14 protein-coding genes are annotated in these 14,035 nt (G+C 64.6%); 6 read left to right on the top strand and 8 right to left on the bottom strand.

Features of this window, described 5'->3' with window-relative positions; translation table 11 throughout:
• Positions 1-24 precede the first annotated feature (24 nt).
• A complete protein-coding gene (locus LRP30_RS20590; RefSeq protein WP_128937403.1) occupies positions 25-612 on the bottom strand; it encodes a beta-1-3, beta-1-6-glucan biosynthesis protein in 588 nt (195 codons plus the stop codon).
• A gap of 329 nt (positions 613-941) precedes the next feature.
• On the opposite strand from LRP30_RS20590, the gene LRP30_RS20585 reads away from it, so the two are divergent.
• Positions 942-2,501 (top strand): beta-(1-6) glucans synthase, encoded by a 1,560-nt coding sequence (locus LRP30_RS20585; protein ID WP_164934921.1) that lies wholly within the window; start codon positions 942-944, stop codon positions 2,499-2,501.
• Here LRP30_RS20585 and LRP30_RS20580 read toward each other — a convergent pair.
• The gene (locus tag LRP30_RS20580) at positions 2,461-2,841 is read right to left on the bottom strand and encodes a hypothetical protein (protein WP_091894442.1); all 381 of its coding nucleotides are present in this window, start codon (positions 2,839-2,841) and stop codon (positions 2,461-2,463) included. The two genes, LRP30_RS20585 and LRP30_RS20580, sit on opposite strands and share 41 nt — an antisense overlap.
• Positions 2,842-2,995: 154 nt before the next feature.
• On the opposite strand from LRP30_RS20580, the gene LRP30_RS20575 reads away from it, so the two are divergent.
• Complete coding sequence (locus LRP30_RS20575; RefSeq protein WP_249761503.1) at positions 2,996-3,142, top strand: hypothetical protein; 147 nt, start codon at positions 2,996-2,998, stop codon at positions 3,140-3,142.
• Positions 3,143-3,269: 127 nt separating this feature from the next.
• On the opposite strand, the gene LRP30_RS20570 is transcribed toward LRP30_RS20575, so the two are convergent.
• Positions 3,270-3,527, bottom strand: coding sequence for a hypothetical protein (locus tag LRP30_RS20570; RefSeq protein WP_091894444.1), 258 nt, complete (start codon positions 3,525-3,527; stop codon positions 3,270-3,272).
• Positions 3,528-3,707: 180 nt separating this feature from the next.
• Positions 3,708-5,069: a hypothetical protein gene (locus LRP30_RS20565; RefSeq protein ID WP_249761502.1), complete on the bottom strand. Its 1,362-nt coding sequence runs from the start codon at positions 5,067-5,069 to the stop codon at positions 3,708-3,710.
• 172 nt (positions 5,070-5,241) lie between these two features.
• Here LRP30_RS20565 and glmU point away from each other — a divergent pair, with 172 nt between their 5' ends.
• On the top strand, positions 5,242-6,609 hold the full coding sequence (gene glmU, locus LRP30_RS20560) for a bifunctional UDP-N-acetylglucosamine diphosphorylase/glucosamine-1-phosphate N-acetyltransferase GlmU (RefSeq protein WP_128941159.1): 1,368 nt from the start codon (positions 5,242-5,244) through the stop codon (positions 6,607-6,609).
• A 6-nt stretch (positions 6,610-6,615) separates the two neighbouring features.
• On the opposite strand, the gene LRP30_RS20555 is transcribed toward glmU, so the two are convergent.
• A complete protein-coding gene (locus tag LRP30_RS20555) occupies positions 6,616-6,831 on the bottom strand; it encodes a hypothetical protein (RefSeq protein WP_249761501.1) in 216 nt (71 codons plus the stop codon).
• 218 nt (positions 6,832-7,049) lie between these two features.
• On the opposite strand from LRP30_RS20555, the gene glmS reads away from it, so the two are divergent.
• The 3 genes from glmS (at position 7,050) to LRP30_RS20540 (ending at position 10,693) form a co-directional block, all read left to right on the top strand.
• Positions 7,050-8,876, top strand: a complete 1,827-nt coding sequence (glmS, locus tag LRP30_RS20550) for a glutamine--fructose-6-phosphate transaminase (isomerizing) (RefSeq protein ID WP_128941161.1) — start codon at positions 7,050-7,052, stop codon at positions 8,874-8,876.
• A gap of 84 nt (positions 8,877-8,960) precedes the next feature.
• On the top strand, positions 8,961-9,734 hold the full coding sequence (locus tag LRP30_RS20545) for a DUF502 domain-containing protein (protein WP_249761500.1): 774 nt from the start codon (positions 8,961-8,963) through the stop codon (positions 9,732-9,734).
• A gap of 104 nt (positions 9,735-9,838) precedes the next feature.
• Complete coding sequence (locus tag LRP30_RS20540; protein WP_249761798.1) at positions 9,839-10,693, top strand: NAD(P)-dependent oxidoreductase; 855 nt, start codon at positions 9,839-9,841, stop codon at positions 10,691-10,693.
• Positions 10,694-10,743: 50 nt separating this feature from the next.
• On the opposite strand, the gene LRP30_RS20535 is transcribed toward LRP30_RS20540, so the two are convergent.
• From LRP30_RS20535 to recG, 3 genes are all read right to left on the bottom strand, one after another.
• Positions 10,744-11,172, bottom strand: coding sequence for a hypothetical protein (locus tag LRP30_RS20535; protein ID WP_249761499.1), 429 nt, complete (start codon positions 11,170-11,172; stop codon positions 10,744-10,746).
• A gap of 227 nt (positions 11,173-11,399) precedes the next feature.
• Positions 11,400-11,606 carry a hypothetical protein gene (locus tag LRP30_RS20530; RefSeq protein ID WP_091894458.1) on the bottom strand — a complete coding sequence of 69 codons (207 nt, stop codon included), beginning with the start codon at positions 11,604-11,606 and terminating at the stop codon, positions 11,400-11,402.
• 155 nt (positions 11,607-11,761) lie between these two features.
• On the bottom strand, positions 11,762-13,870 hold the full coding sequence (gene recG, locus LRP30_RS20525; RefSeq protein WP_128941163.1) for an ATP-dependent DNA helicase RecG: 2,109 nt from the start codon (positions 13,868-13,870) through the stop codon (positions 11,762-11,764).
• Positions 13,871-14,035: the final 165 nt, after the last annotated feature.

Genomic DNA, 14,035 nt, shown 5'->3' with positions numbered 1-14,035 from the left:
TGAACGACAGCTGAAACGATCGCGCTATTTCTGGGGCGCGGGCGTTGGGCTTGGCGCAGGCGAGGGGCTGGCGGCCGGCTGGGGAGCTTGCGAAGTGCCCGAAGCCGGCGCTGCGGCTTGCGAGGCGCTCGCCTGCTGCGGCTGGGAGGCCGGGTTGATCCAGCAAGCGTGCACGCGGCTGTCCAGGGTCTCGGCGACCTTGGGGTCGATCTGCCCGCCGAAGCGGGTCAGGCAGCGGAAGGCGGCCTGGATGTGGCCGCCGGGGCAGCCGAAACGGTCGTAGAGGTCGAGATGGCGGAACGCGGTATCGAGATCATCCCGCCACATCAGCCGTACCACGCGCCGGCCGAGCCAGACGCATTCGGGATTGCCGGCGGGGCCGTTGATGACCTGGGCCGCTTCCGCGAATTCGTCGGTGCGGCGCTGGTTCTGGGCGGCGTCCTTGGCGGCGTCGGCGGGTTGGGCGGCGGCCTTGCTCTGGTCGGGGGCGGGCGAGCCGCTCTGGGCGTAGGCGCCGCCGAGACCGGCGAGAACGAGAAGGCAGGAGACTGCCAAGGTGGCGGCGAACTGCCGCAGGACCGCATTTCGTAACTCGAACACCCGTTGCCGCATGAATTCCCCAATATGTCCGCTGACCGTCCGCATCCCGACCTCGCGGACGCGCCGGTGATGGCGTCCAAATGGGTCTCCAATGCGGCGGAAAAGTCCTTGGGAGTCCATGACCTGTATTTGGAATTTTGTCCAGCAAAGTCACGATGCTAGGCCCCGGTCGAACGGCCGCAGCCAAAATCCGCGGGGGGAGGAACTGATCCACACCCGGGCACCCCCTTGGCAGACGGCGTGCAAGCAGGTAATCGACGGGCCCTTCGCGGAGGACGGAACCGATTTCTCTTCGTACGCCACTGGCGCTTCTGCTCGTTTCACTGGGTGCGATTGCTGCCGTGTGGTGGTGGTTGGCGACGCCGATCACGCTCGCGCGCGCCCCGATCGATCCCGCCGAGAAGGTCCAATGCGTCTCCTACGCACCGTTCCGCGGCGAGCAGTCGCCGCTGGATGCGTGGACGCATATCGACGCCGACCAGATCGAGCAGGACCTGCGCCAGCTCAAGCAGATCACCGATTGCGTCCGCACCTATTCGATGGAGAACGGGCTCGACCAGGTGCCGGCGATCGCCGCCAAGGTCGGCGGGCTGAAAGTGCTCCAGGGCATCTGGCTCTCCAGCAACCGCGCCAAGAATTTCGAGCAGGCCGCGCTCGCGGTTCGCCTCACCAAGGAATTCCCGTCCATCATCACCGCGTTGATCGTCGGCAACGAGGTGCTGCTCCGCGGCGAGATGACCACGGCCGACCTCGTCTCCATCATCCGCTCGGTCAAGGCGCAGGTCAGTGTGCCCGTCACCTATGCCGACGTCTGGGAGTACTGGCTGAAGAATCGCGAGGTCTATGACGCCATCGACTTCGTCACGATCCATATCCTGCCCTATTGGGAGGATTTCCCGGTGCGGGCGAAATTCGCAGCAAGCCATGTCGAGGCGATCCGCGAGCGCATGGCGGTGGCATTTCCGGGCAAGGAGATCCTGATCGGCGAAACCGGCTGGCCGAGCGAGGGGCGCATGCGCGACGGCGCGCTGCCGTCGCGCACCAACCAGGCGCGCGTCGTCTCGGAAATCCTGAGCCTTGCGAAGGCGCAGAAGTTCCGGGTCAACCTGATCGAGTCCTATGACCAGCCGTGGAAGCGCAAGCTGGAAGGCACCGTCGGCGGCTATTGGGGTCTGTATGACTCGGTGCGCCGAAGCCTGAAATACCCGCCGGGTGAGCCGATCAGCAATTTCCCGTACTGGAAATGGTACATGGGCGCCGGCATGGGCCTCAGCGTGCTGGTGTTCGCGGTTGCCGGTCTCACGCTGCGCCGGCGGCCCTGGACGCCGCGCTTCTCGGCCTGGCTCGGCGTCGGCATCTCGGCGACGACGGCGGGCATCCTGCTCGGGATCGGCGCCGACAAGATGTATTACGAGAGCTACGGCATCGGTGGCTGGCTGCTCTGGGGCGCGCTGTTGCTCGCCGGCATCCTGTCGCCGATCTTCTGCGCGCAGGCGATGGTGATCGGCCGCAGCCTCCCGACCTTCCTCGATCTGCTCGGCCCGCGCGAGGGCCGGAAATGGTCGAAGCTCACCGCCGTGCTCGGCCTGACGCTGGCCGTGACCGCGGTGATCGCGGCGCAGACCGCGCTCGGTTTCGTGTTCGACCCGCGCTACAAGGATTTTCCTTACGCCGCGCTGACGATGGCGGTGGTGCCGTTCGCGCTCTTGATGTTGAACCGGCCGCAGATCGGCCAGCGTCCGATCGCGGAGGCGGTATTCGCGGGCGTGCTGGCGCTGTCGGCCGTCTTTGTGCTCTTCAACGAGGGCCGCGAGAATTGGCAGTCGCTGTGGACCTGCGCGATCTACCTCTTGTTTGCGCTCACGCTGTGGCGGGCGCGGGCCGAGCAAATCCAAGAATGAACAGGCCGATCGCAAGGCCCGACAGCACAACATTGTAGAGCACGATGCCGAGGCCGGCGGCGATGACGCCGACGGTGAGCAGCACGATCGACGGCCGCATCAGGTTAAGCGTCGCAACCACCAGCGCGACGATGCCGAACACCGAATTCTTGAACAGCACGGTCGAGACCGAGCGCGCCTTGCAGATCAGCGTCTGAAGTCCGGCATCGCAGGCGAGCGCGACTTGCGACAGCTCGATCGCGAGGTAGCGCAGATAGAGCGCATAGCCGACGGAAACGAAGCCGACGACGATCAGGAACTGCACCTGGTAGGGCGTGAGGCGGAAGGGCTTTTTTCTCATAGGGGCAATATGGTCGGGATGGCGCGGGCAGGCAACAGGCCAGGCGATATTTCTGTTGGTTTGGCTCGCCCAGGCAGCCTTTGGGAACACGCGAGGGGCGGGCTGAGTTCTGAATGTTATGACGTCCAACGCATGTTGCCTTCAAGGAGTGAGCATGGACAAGCCAACTCAGGAGCAGCTGAACGAGCTCAAGAGGTTGAGCAAGGTGGCGCGGGTGGAGGATTGGTCGGAAATCGTCCAGTCCAGGGATGAAGCGGAGATGCGCATTCGGGATCTGAAGGAAAAGGCGCGCATCGAGTAAATCATTGCGTGCGCAAAGAGCCATCAAATTCGACCTTACGTCTTCCGGCTCTGTTTCCAAATGCAGACCGGCGCCTGATCCTTTGATCAGGCGCCGGTTATCGAAGTTACAAAGGCGAGGCGCAGCCTCACTTCTTCTTGGTGCTCGAGCCCGTCGTGTTCTGCATCTTCTGTCCGGGCGCGCTTTCCGAGTGGCCCGGTCCCGCGGTGGTATTGGTCTGGTGACCGGGCGCGTATTCGGAAGCGCCGGGAGCTGTCGAAGGCTTCGTCGTGTTCTGCATCTGCTGACCGGGCGCGTTGCTCGAAGCGCCCGGCGATTTCGTCGTTTGCGCGAGCGCCGAGGATGCCGCCAGAACGACGGCCGTCGCGATGATCAATTTCTTCACGTGTACTTCTTGGTCATGGACGCGGGCACGAGCGATGTCGCGCGTCGGCCGCTCCGGTTCAGGACCGGGACAACTTGGCAGTCGGTGGCTGGTTTCGGTGCGGACCGAAATTTAAGTCCATCTCCGCGCGCAGGAACACGACGGCATTCACCGCGCGTTCAGGTGGAAGCAGATTCTGACCTACCGCCGGAAGAACGACGACAGCGTCGATCCCGCAGACGCTGATGCCGTCTCCGGCTTCGCCGGTGCCGGCTGGGCCGCGGGTGCAGGCGCGGGCTCCTCATGCTTTGACGAGCGCTTCGAGGAGTAGCTGCGGCGGCGCTGCGGCTTCTCGGGCTTGGCGCTGGGCGCGGCTTCGGCTTGCGGTACCGCGTCCTGGTTGTTCTCGGAGCTCTTCTCCTGAACCCTGTCCTGAGTCTTTTCTTGTCTCTTGTCTTGCGCCTTCTCTTGCGCCTTTTCTTGGCCGCCGCGCATCGACAGGCGCTGGCCATCGAACACGGTGGTCTCGCAATGGCGATCGTTCTCGGTAAGGCCGGCGCAGAGTTTTGCGGCGGCGGCGTTGATCAGGGGACCGGCACCCAAGCGGAGCTGCATGCCGAGGCCGGTGGCGCCCTCCTTGATCATGATGATCGGCCGCAGTGCGCCAACTTCCGGATTGGATTTGGTCACGCCGCGCCAGAGTGCGCGCAGGCCGTCGATCGAGTTGGCGCCGCCGAGGTCGATTGCAAAGCGCGTCTGCTGGACTGCGATCGCGGGGGCTTCGGTCTCGGCTGCCTCCAGCGGCTTCGTTGCTGCCGCGACGACCTCGGTTGGAGCTGCAGCCGGCTCGGCCTTCTTCTCGGCGGCCTTCTCAGCTACCTCGGGCTGAATCAGTTTGGACGCGGCCGGATCCGGCGGCGCCATGATCGACTTGGACGGCACCAGCGGAATGGTCGGCGACTGCTGCACGAGCGAGGCGGCAGCCGCGGTCTGCGGCGGTGGGCTCGAGGGCTCCTTCACAGGCTCCTTGTGAGTATCCTTCTGATTATCCTTGGCGGCTTCAGTGCGCGGCTTCTCGCTCGCCGGAGCTGGCGTCGAGGCGACCGGCGCGACGCTGGGAGCTGCGGTCGCTGGCGCGACATCCTGCGGCTTGGCGCCTTGCGGCGGCGCGACGCTCTGCTTGGCGATGGCACCGGTGACGGAATCGAGGCCCTGCTCCAGCACCGTGACGCGCGAATAGAGCCGGTCGCGATCGCCGTTCAGCGTCTCGATGGCGGCGGCGAGCCGGCGAGCCTCGTTCTGGCTCTCCTTGGTCAGCATCTGGAGCCGGTCGGCCTCGCGCGCGAGATCGGCGGAGGCGACCTGGTCGCGCCGCCAGCTGAGCTGGGCCTGATTGGCCATCACGGCGATGACGACGGCCCCCACGGCCGCGACGCCCCACGAGCCCAGCCGCCACATCATGCGCCGGTCGAATGCGCTTTCCTCGGCCAAAAGTCCGGAGAACAGCCCGCCGGTCTCCTTGGTGCCGAAGGCATCCGCCAGTGGGTCGGAATCCTTTGCCATGAACGTTAAGTGCCCAGCCCTGTCCGGCTTCCCCGAATCAATCAGGGAACATTAACAGGAAATACGCCCCGCACTTGAATTCCGGGCGTTTGCGGGGGTAGCAAGGCGATGGCATCAGGGCGGCCTGCCGTCCGCCGCACCAATTGATTCGGCCGTATCTGACAGGATTTCGATGACCGCCCGTTCCAGCCTCACGATCGTGCTCGCCGCCGGCGAAGGCACGCGCATGCGATCGAGCCTGCCGAAAGTGCTGCATCCCGTCGCACATCAGACGCTGCTCGCCCATGTGCTTGCCGCCGCGCCAAAGGGAACCGGCACGTCGCTCGCAGTCGTGATCGGTCCCCATCATCAGGCGGTCGCGGAGGAAGCGAGGCGCAGCCGCCCCGATGCGCTCACCTTCGTGCAAGCCGAGCGGCTCGGCACCGCGCATGCGGTGCTGGCGGCGCGCGAGGCGATTGCACGGGGCGTCGACGATCTCTTGATCGCATTCGGCGACACGCCGCTGATCTCGGCCGAAACCTTCGCGCGGCTGCGCGAACCGCTCGCCAGGGGCGCCGCGATCGCCGGGCTCGGTTTTCGCGCCGCCGATCCTTCGGGCTATGGCCGCTTCATCGTCGAGGGTGACCGCCTGGTCGCGATTCGCGAAGAGGCCGATGCCAGTGAAGCGGAGCGCAAGATTGATCTGTGCAACGCCGGCCTGATGGCGATCGACGGTCGCCGCGCGCTCGAAATTCTCGGGCAGATCGGCAATGCCAATTCCAAGAGCGAATATTATCTGACGGACGCAGTCGGCATCGTCCGCGAAAAGGGATGGGAGTCGGTCGTGATCGAGACCAGTGAAGACGAAGTGCGTGGCATCAACACCAAGGCGCAACTCGCCGAAGCGGAAAGCGTGATGCAGGCGCGCTTACGCAAAGCGGCGATGGAGGCCGGCGTCACGCTGGTCGCGCCGGAGACGGTGTTCCTGTCCGCCGATACCGTGTTCGGCAAGGATGTGACCATCGAGCCGTTCGTGGTCATCGGCCCGGGCATCTCGATCGCCGACGGCGCGGTGATCCATTCCTTTTCGCACATCGTGCAGAGTTCGATTGGCAAGAACGCATCTGTCGGTCCGTTCTCGCGCATGAGGCCGGGCAGCTCGCTCGGCGAAGGTGCCAAGATCGGCAACTTCGTGGAGACCAAGGCCGCGACGCTCGAGGCGGGAGCGAAGGCTAATCATCTCGCCTACATCGGTGATGCGATCGTCGGCGCCAAGTCCAACATCGGTGCAGGCACCATCACCTGCAACTACGACGGCTTTGGGAAGCACAAGACGGTGATCGGGCAGGGTGCGTTCGTGGGCACCAACTCCTCGCTGGTCGCCCCCGTCAAAATCGGCAACGGCGCCTATATCGGCTCCGGCTCGGTGATCACCCGCGATGTGCCCGACGATGCGATGGCGCTGGAGCGCAACCAGCAGACCATCCGGGAAGGCGGTGCTGCGCGCTATCGCGAGCTGAAGACGGGCGGCAAGACTCTCGAAAAGAAGCCGGAGAAGTGAGCGAGGCTATTCGTCCGCGAATTCGGAGAAGATCGCGCGGGTCAGGCGCCAGCCGCGCGGCTTGGCGCGCTTGGCCGGCTCGCCTTCGGGATGCTTGATGAAGAGGGGCTTGTTTTCCTTGCCCCGCAGGGGCGGCGGCCAATGCGCAAGGTGCGTGCCCGAGGTCTCGTTGGCGCGCAGATACATCGACGACAGGCCTTTGCGGTCGGATGAGCTTCTCATGGCCGTCTCTCCTGGGCGGGAATCGTTGGCCAAACATGTTGACAGTGAGTTAACGTGCGGGGTTAAAGGCCGGCCAAATCGACGCAGGCGAGGCTCGGTGTGATCTGGCGCTGTCTCAATCAGCAATAATTATTGAGTATCTGGTTCCGTAGGAGTTTCGCTAAAACCGACCGCGTCGTTTAGGCGATTTTTCGGCGATTTGGGGGATAGTGATCCGCATGTGCGGGATTGTCGGCATTCTCGGGCGCGAGCCGGTTGCAGAGCAATTGGTGGATTCGCTCAAACGTCTCGAATATCGCGGCTACGATTCCGCGGGCGTCGCCACACTCGAGGGCAAGCATCTGGAGCGCCGCCGCGCCGAGGGCAAGCTGAAGAACCTGGAGAAGCGGCTCGAGGCGGAGCCGTTGAAGGGCACCACCGGCATCGGTCACACCCGCTGGGCCACCCACGGCAAGCCGACCGTCAACAACGCCCATCCGCACGCGACCGAGCGCGTCGCCGTGGTCCACAACGGCATCATCGAGAATTTCCGCGAGCTGCGCGAGGAACTCGAGACGAAGGGCACGGTGTTCCACACCGAGACCGACACCGAGATCGTGGTGCACCTCGTCGACGATCTGCTCGCGCGCGGCAACAAGCCGGTCGAGGCCGTCAAGCTGACGCTGGCGCGCTTACGCGGCGCCTTCGCCCTCGGCTTCATCTTCGCCGGCGACGACGACCTCATGATCGGCGCCCGCAACGGCCCGCCGCTCGCGATCGGCTATGGCGACGGCGAGATGTATCTCGGCTCCGACGCCATCGCGCTCGGCCCGTTCACCGAGACGATCAGCTATCTCGAGGACGGCGACTGGGTCGTGCTCACCCGCAACAGCGCAACGATCTTCGACAAGGACGGCCACGCCGTCCAGCGCGACAAGATCAGGCACGCGGCCTCGACCTCGCTGGTCGACAAGGCCAACTACCGCCACTTCATGGCGAAGGAGATCCACGAGCAGCCGGAAGTGGTCGGTCACACGCTCGCGCGTTATGTCGATATGGCGACCGAGCGCGTCTCCCTGCCGGTCAAGCTGCCATTCGATTTCAAGACCATCCAGCGCATCAACATCACGGCCTGCGGCACGGCGAGCTATGCCGGCTTCGTTGCAAAGTACTGGTTCGAGCGTTTTGCGCGTGTGCCGGTCGAGGTCGATGTCGCCTCCGAATTCCGCTACCGCGAAGCGCCCCTGCGCAAGGGTGATCTCGCCATCTTCATCTCGCAGTCCGGCGAGACCGCAGACACGCTGGCGGCGCTGCGCTATGCCAAGGCCGGGGGCGTGCACACGGTCGCCGTCGTCAACGTGGCGACCTCGACGATCGCGCGCGAAAGCGAGACCGTGCTGCAAACGCTGGCGGGACCCGAGATCGGTGTCGCCTCGACCAAGGCCTTCACCTGCCAGCTGATGGTGCTCGCAAATCTTGCAATTGCGGCCGGCAAGGCCCGCGGCGAATTGTCAGACGAGGATGAGACCAGGCTCGTCCATGGCCTCGTCGAGATCCCGCGCTTGATGTCGGATGCGCTCACCACCGAGGTTGAGATCGAGCGTTTGGCGCGCGAGATCGCAAAGTCGCGCGACGTGCTCTATCTTGGCCGCGGCACCAGTTTTCCACTGGCGCTCGAAGGCGCGCTGAAGCTGAAGGAGATATCCTACATCCACGCCGAAGGGTACGCTGCCGGCGAGCTGAAGCACGGACCCATCGCGCTGATCGACGAGACCATGCCCGTCGTCGTCATTGCGCCCTATGACCGGGTGTTCGAAAAGACCGTCTCGAACATGCAGGAGGTCGCCGCCCGCGGCGGCAAAATCATTCTGATGACCGATGCCAAGGGCGCGGAGGAGGCGACGGTCGATTCTCTCGTCACCATCGTGATGCCCGACATGGCGGGGGCGTTCACGCCGATGGTCTACGCCGTTCCCGTGCAGCTGCTCGCCTATCACACAGCCGTGGTGATGGGCACCGACGTGGACCAGCCGCGCAACCTCGCGAAATCGGTGACCGTGGAATAGGCACAAGGGATATCGGTTGGTCGCAGTCTTCCAAAACCTGCTAGAAGACCCTAGCTTGTGTGCTGCGACCGATCTGGAACCCGAATGACCCCCCGCGACGACGCGCCTGCGCCTCTTGATCCCGTCCCGGAACCGCATACCGGCCTAGTGGGTCGTTTTCGCAATTATTTCCTGACCGGCCTCGTCGTGACCGGGCCGATCGCGATCACGCTTTATCTGGTCTGGTGGTTCGTCACCTGGGTCGACGGCGTGGTGCGACCGTTCGTGCCGCTGGCCTATCGACCCGAAACCTATCTTCCCTATGGTGTTCCCGGCTGGGGACTGCTTGTCGCATTCTTCACGCTGACGCTGGTCGGCTTCCTCGCGGCCAACCTGATCGGCCGGACGCTGGTCGACGTCGGCGAGACCTTTCTCGGCCGGATTCCGGCGGTGCGCGCGATCTATCGCGGCCTCAAGCAGGTGTTCGAGACGTTGTTCTCGGGCAAGGGCTCGAGCTTCCGGAAAGTGGGCCTGGTCGAGTTTCCCTCGCCCGGCATGTGGTCGATCGTGCTGATCTCGCAATCGCCGAACGAGGACATTGCGCGCAACCTGCCGGGACAGGAGGAGCACGTCTCGGTGTTCCTGCCGTGCTCGCCGAACCCGACCACCGGTTTCTTCTTCTATGTCCCGAAGAGCAAGATCATCGAGGTCGACCTCAGTGCCGAGGATGCAGCGACGTTGATCATGTCGGCCGGCGTGGTGCAGCCGGGCTCGGCGCCAGATCCGAAGAAGGCCGCCGCGCTCGCGGGCGTGGCGAACGCCGCACGCATCGCCAACGCGTCTGCGCTCCAACCCCAGCAGCCTGCGAAAGTGGAGTAGGGCCATTCCCGCGCGGGATGGCCGCGTTCACGCAGGCGTTCGCGTCCTCTGCTAGTCTCCGGTCGAATTGAGCGTCTCGTTCGGAATTCGACCTGGAGTGCATGATGTCCAAAACCATTGCGATCCTCGCGCCCGGTGCCATGGGCAGCGCCGTGGCTCGCCGCCTCAGCGAGAATGGCGCACGGGTGCTGACGTCACTGAAGGGGCGGAGCGAGGCGACGCTGAAACGGGCGGCGGACGCCGGCATGATCGGCGCCGAGGACGACGCGCTCGCCGAAGCCGACATCATCCTCTCGATCGTGCCGCCGGGCGAAGCCGTGGCGCTGGCTGGACGGCTGGCCGCGCTGATCGTCCGACGCGAGAAGAAGCCGGTCGTGGTCGACTGCAACGCCGTCAATGTCGACACCGTGCAAAGGATCGAGGAGATCATGGGCTCGGCGCAGGCACCGTTCGTCGATGCCGGCATCATCGGCTTTCCGCCGCAGCGTGGTGGCAAGAGCCCGGCCTTCTACATGTCCGGCGAGCACGCCAAGGACGTCGCCGTGCTGAAAGAGCTGGGCCTCGACGTGCGGATCGTCGAAGGCCCGGTCGGCGCGGCCTCTGCGCTCAAGATGTCCTACGCCGGCATCGTCAAGGGCCTCGCCGGCATCGGCTCGGCCATGGTGGTCGCGGCCACGAAAGCGGGCGCGGCCGACGCGCTGCGCGACGAGCTCGCGCTCAGCCAGCCTGCAATTCTGGCGCGCCTCGAAGTGGCGCTGCCGGACATGATCCCGAAGGCGTATCGCTGGGTCGCGGAGATGCGGGAGATTTCGGGATTCTTGGGTCCGGATCATCCGGCCAGCCAGATCTATGAAGGCTTTGCGAAGTGGTTCGAGCATCTCGCCGAGGATGCCAAGGGGAAGGCGATGGATGCCGCGCTGATGAAGGCGTTCGCGGCGAATGTCCCGAAGAAGGACTAGAATCTACCTGCATGCCCGATCTGTCGAATGTCTTGCGCCAAGACCTTGGGCTAGGACAGTGGTTGCGTCTCCGAGAACATATCGACAATCTTGTTGGTCATGCCGTTCACGATCAGCACCTGATCCTTCATCTTGACGTACATATAATCGCGCAGCTCTGGCAATTGCGTGAGCACCTGTGCTGGCAGTCCTTGAGCCTTTACGCCTTTTGGAAGTGTTGCGCCAACGGCAGGGGTAAAGTCCTTGGCTGGCTGGGTGGTCTTCAGCCGGAATTGGATCTCGTTATGCTCGGTCAGCACGGTCTTGCGGATCTGCTCGCGCTGAGCGTTGGTGAGGCTGAGTTTCGGGAGGGATGGATGTTGCGATATCGTTGTGCCGTCGCTCAATTCAACCGCACCTTGCCCACCCGGTTGCGCGAGCGATATTGCGGGCGCGCCGAGTAAGATCGCAAGCGCGGCGATGGTGGTGGGAGCCCTCATGGTCCGCTCCTTCCTGTCTGCGCCGCCCTTGAGCAATTAACGGGCCGATCGTGCGTTCCGTTCCGCGGCGGGGCCCGACGAGCGCGCCTTTGCCTGTCCTACGGGTAATCATGCCCCGGGATCAGGCTACGGCAAGAGTTCCGTGCGTGCGCTCAAGGCAGGCAATGACGGGAATGTACCATCTTGCCCGGGCATCGATTTCCCGGAGGCATTGCGCCGGCGACGGATCAGCGTGGATGACCCCATATGCGCCAATGGGTAGGCTGAATGTCGGCGTGCGTTTTGCCCGATCGATCGACCCAATTGGATCCATCCTTGTGACAGGGAAAGGGAAGCGAGTGGACGATACCATCAAAGTCCAGCGCGCAGATTTCGAGATCCCCGTCTAAGGGAGCCGTCGAAGTGGACTGCCATTCGGTGGAGATGAACTGCATGATCTACCTCCTGCAGGGATGTGGGGACAGTTCCAATATACCTTTAGCACGAGTGATCCGTCCCTGAATGTGAGCCAGTTCGCAATGAAACAAGGAAAACCTTACCCTTCATTGGGGCAATTGCCTTGTCCTTGCCTCGGGCGCACGAGAACGCTTCAGCCCGCACCGATCAACGGGATCGCTTCGTCCCGTTCGTACAGATAGAGCAGGCACCGCAGCGCTTCGCCGCGCTCGCCCTTCAGCTTCGGATCGTCCTTCAGGATGCGCAGCGCCTCGTCGCGGGCCTGGGCGATGAGCTGGCCGTGCACCTCCGGGCGCGCGATGCGGTAGCCGGGCAGGCCGCTCTGGCGCACGCCCAACACATCGCCTTCGCCGCGCAGCTTCAGGTCCTCCTCGGCGATGCGGAAGCCGTCGGTGGTCTCACGGATCACTTTCAGCCGTGCCTTCGACATCTCCCCAAGCGGCTCGCCATAGAGCAGAATGCAGGTCGAGGCTTCCGAGCCACGTCCGATGCGGCCGCGCAGCTGGTGCAGCTGGGCGAGGCCAAAGCGCTCGGCATTCTCGATCACCATGATGGTCGCGGCCGGCACGTCGACGCCGACCTCGACCACGGTGGTCGCTACGAGCAGGCCAATCTCGTGGGCGGCGAACTGGCCCATCACACGGTCCTTTTCCGTGCCTTTCATCTGGCCGTGGACGAGGCCGACACGCTCGCCGAAGCGCTTTTGCAGGCTCTCGAACCGTTTGGTCGCATTGGTCAGATGCTCGGTGCCTTCGGCCTCGGATTCTTCGACCAGTGGGCAGATCCAGTAGACCAGCTTACCCGATTGCAGCGCGCGGCCGACGCCGTCCATGACCTCGCTGATGCGGCTCATCGGCACAGCGCGGGTGTCGATCGGCTGGCGGCCGGCAGGCTTTTCGCGCAGCTCGGAGATGTCCATGTCGCCGAAATAGGTGAGCACCAGCGTGCGCGGGATCGGCGTTGCGCTCAGCACCAGCACGTCGACAGCCTCGCCCTTCGACGTCAGCGCGAGGCGCTCGCGCACGCCAAAACGGTGCTGCTCGTCGACGATGGCAAGCGCGAGATCATGGAAGATCACGTCATCTTGGATCAGCGCATGGGTGCCGACGAGCAGGTCGATCTCGCCGGCTTCAAGCTGCGCCAACAGCTCGCGCCGCTCCTTGCCCTTTTCGCGGCCGGTGAGGATCGCGACCCGCATGCCGGCGCGCTCGGCGAGCGGGGCGATGGTCTTGATGTGCTGGCGCGCCAGGATTTCGGTCGGAGCCATCAGCGCGGCCTGCTTGCCGACTTCGGCAACCGCCGCGGCAGCGAGCAGCGCCACCACCGTCTTGCCGGAGCCGACGTCGCCCTGGAGCAGGCGCAGCATGCGCACGGGCTGTTTCAGGTCCTCGGCGATGGCCGCGGCAGCGCTGCGTTGCGAGGGCGTCAGCGCATAGGGCAGGGCGTCGATGATCTTGTTGCGCAGGTGTCCGTCGCCGGCATTGCGCACGCCGGCGGGGCGGCGCAATTGCGCGCGGATCAGGGCGAGCGCGAGCTGACCGGCCAAGAGTTCATCGAAAGCGAGGCGCGACCAGAACGGCTGGTCCGGCAGGATGTCCGTGAGCTCGATCGGCTGATGCACGCGATTGAGCGCATCGGCAATTGGCGGGAAGTGGCAGCGACGCATCACCTCCGGGCTGATCCATTCGGGCAGGGCCGGCAGCTTTTGCAGCGCCTGCGCGATCGCGCGGCGTAGCGAGCCGAGCGCGAGGCCCTCGGTCAAGGGATAGACCGGATCGATGCCGGAGAGCTTTGCAATCGCCTCTTCGTCGAGCACGCGATCAGGATGCACGATCTGTGGGATGCCGTCATACATCTGCAGCGTGCCGGAGACGTAACGCTTCGCGCCCATCGGCAACAGCTTCTCGACATAGCCGGGCTTGGCGCGGAAGAACGTCAGCACGACGTCCCCGGTGTCATCGCTGGCATAGACGAGATATGGCGCGCGCGCGTTGCGCGGCGGGGGCGGACGATGGCGATCGACGGTGACCTCCAGTGTCACCATGGTTCCCTGGACGGCGTCGCGGATTTTTGGCCGGGCCCGGCGGTCGATGACCTGGCTCGGCAGATGCAGCAGCAGGTCGACCAGCCGCGGCGTCTCGTTGCGGCTGAGCAGGTATTGCAACAGCTTGTCCTGCTTCGGACCGACGCCGGACAGGCTGGTCACGGGAGCAAACAGCGGGTTGAGCAGGCTGGGGCGCATTCGTGGAATCTAAGATCGTTCCTCGCCGTCATGCCCGGCTTTATGCCGGGCATCCACGTCTTTTTTCGGAGCCCGACTGACCATGACGCACCGGATGGGCGAACTGTCACAACAAAGGGCTGACACGGCCGGTCCGAGTGGCTATATCCACCCCGCCCGGCACGT

Origin of the sequence: Bradyrhizobium sp. C-145 (genome assembly GCF_023375135.1) — a bacterium.
Taxonomy (GTDB): Bacteria; Pseudomonadota; Alphaproteobacteria; order Rhizobiales; family Xanthobacteraceae; genus Bradyrhizobium; species Bradyrhizobium zhanjiangense.
The sequence above is the reverse complement of the archived record's forward strand: the minus strand, read 5'-3'. Positions and strand labels throughout refer to the sequence as shown.

Bases quoted from the DNA above. Each gene is read 5' to 3' on its own strand.
- glmU (WP_128941159.1), top strand. From the start codon at position 5,242: ATGACCGCCCGTTCCAGCCTCACGATCGTGCTCGCCGCCGGCGAAGGC.
- LRP30_RS20555 (WP_249761501.1), bottom strand. From the start codon at position 6,831: ATGAGAAGCTCATCCGACCGCAAAGGCCTGTCGTCGATGTATCTGCGC.
- LRP30_RS20580 (WP_091894442.1), bottom strand. From the start codon at position 2,841: ATGAGAAAAAAGCCCTTCCGCCTCACGCCCTACCAGGTGCAGTTCCTG.
- LRP30_RS20530 (WP_091894458.1), bottom strand. From the start codon at position 11,606: ATGCAGTTCATCTCCACCGAATGGCAGTCCACTTCGACGGCTCCCTTA.
- LRP30_RS20535 (WP_249761499.1), bottom strand. From the start codon at position 11,172: ATGAGGGCTCCCACCACCATCGCCGCGCTTGCGATCTTACTCGGCGCG.
- LRP30_RS20590 (WP_128937403.1), bottom strand. From the start codon at position 612: ATGCGGCAACGGGTGTTCGAGTTACGAAATGCGGTCCTGCGGCAGTTC.
- LRP30_RS20545 (WP_249761500.1), top strand. From the start codon at position 8,961: ATGACCCCCCGCGACGACGCGCCTGCGCCTCTTGATCCCGTCCCGGAA.
- glmS (WP_128941161.1), top strand. From the start codon at position 7,050: ATGTGCGGGATTGTCGGCATTCTCGGGCGCGAGCCGGTTGCAGAGCAA.
- LRP30_RS20575 (WP_249761503.1), top strand. From the start codon at position 2,996: ATGGACAAGCCAACTCAGGAGCAGCTGAACGAGCTCAAGAGGTTGAGC.
- recG (WP_128941163.1), bottom strand. From the start codon at position 13,870: ATGCGCCCCAGCCTGCTCAACCCGCTGTTTGCTCCCGTGACCAGCCTG.
- LRP30_RS20565 (WP_249761502.1), bottom strand. From the start codon at position 5,069: ATGGCAAAGGATTCCGACCCACTGGCGGATGCCTTCGGCACCAAGGAG.
- LRP30_RS20540 (WP_249761798.1), top strand. From the start codon at position 9,839: ATGTCCAAAACCATTGCGATCCTCGCGCCCGGTGCCATGGGCAGCGCC.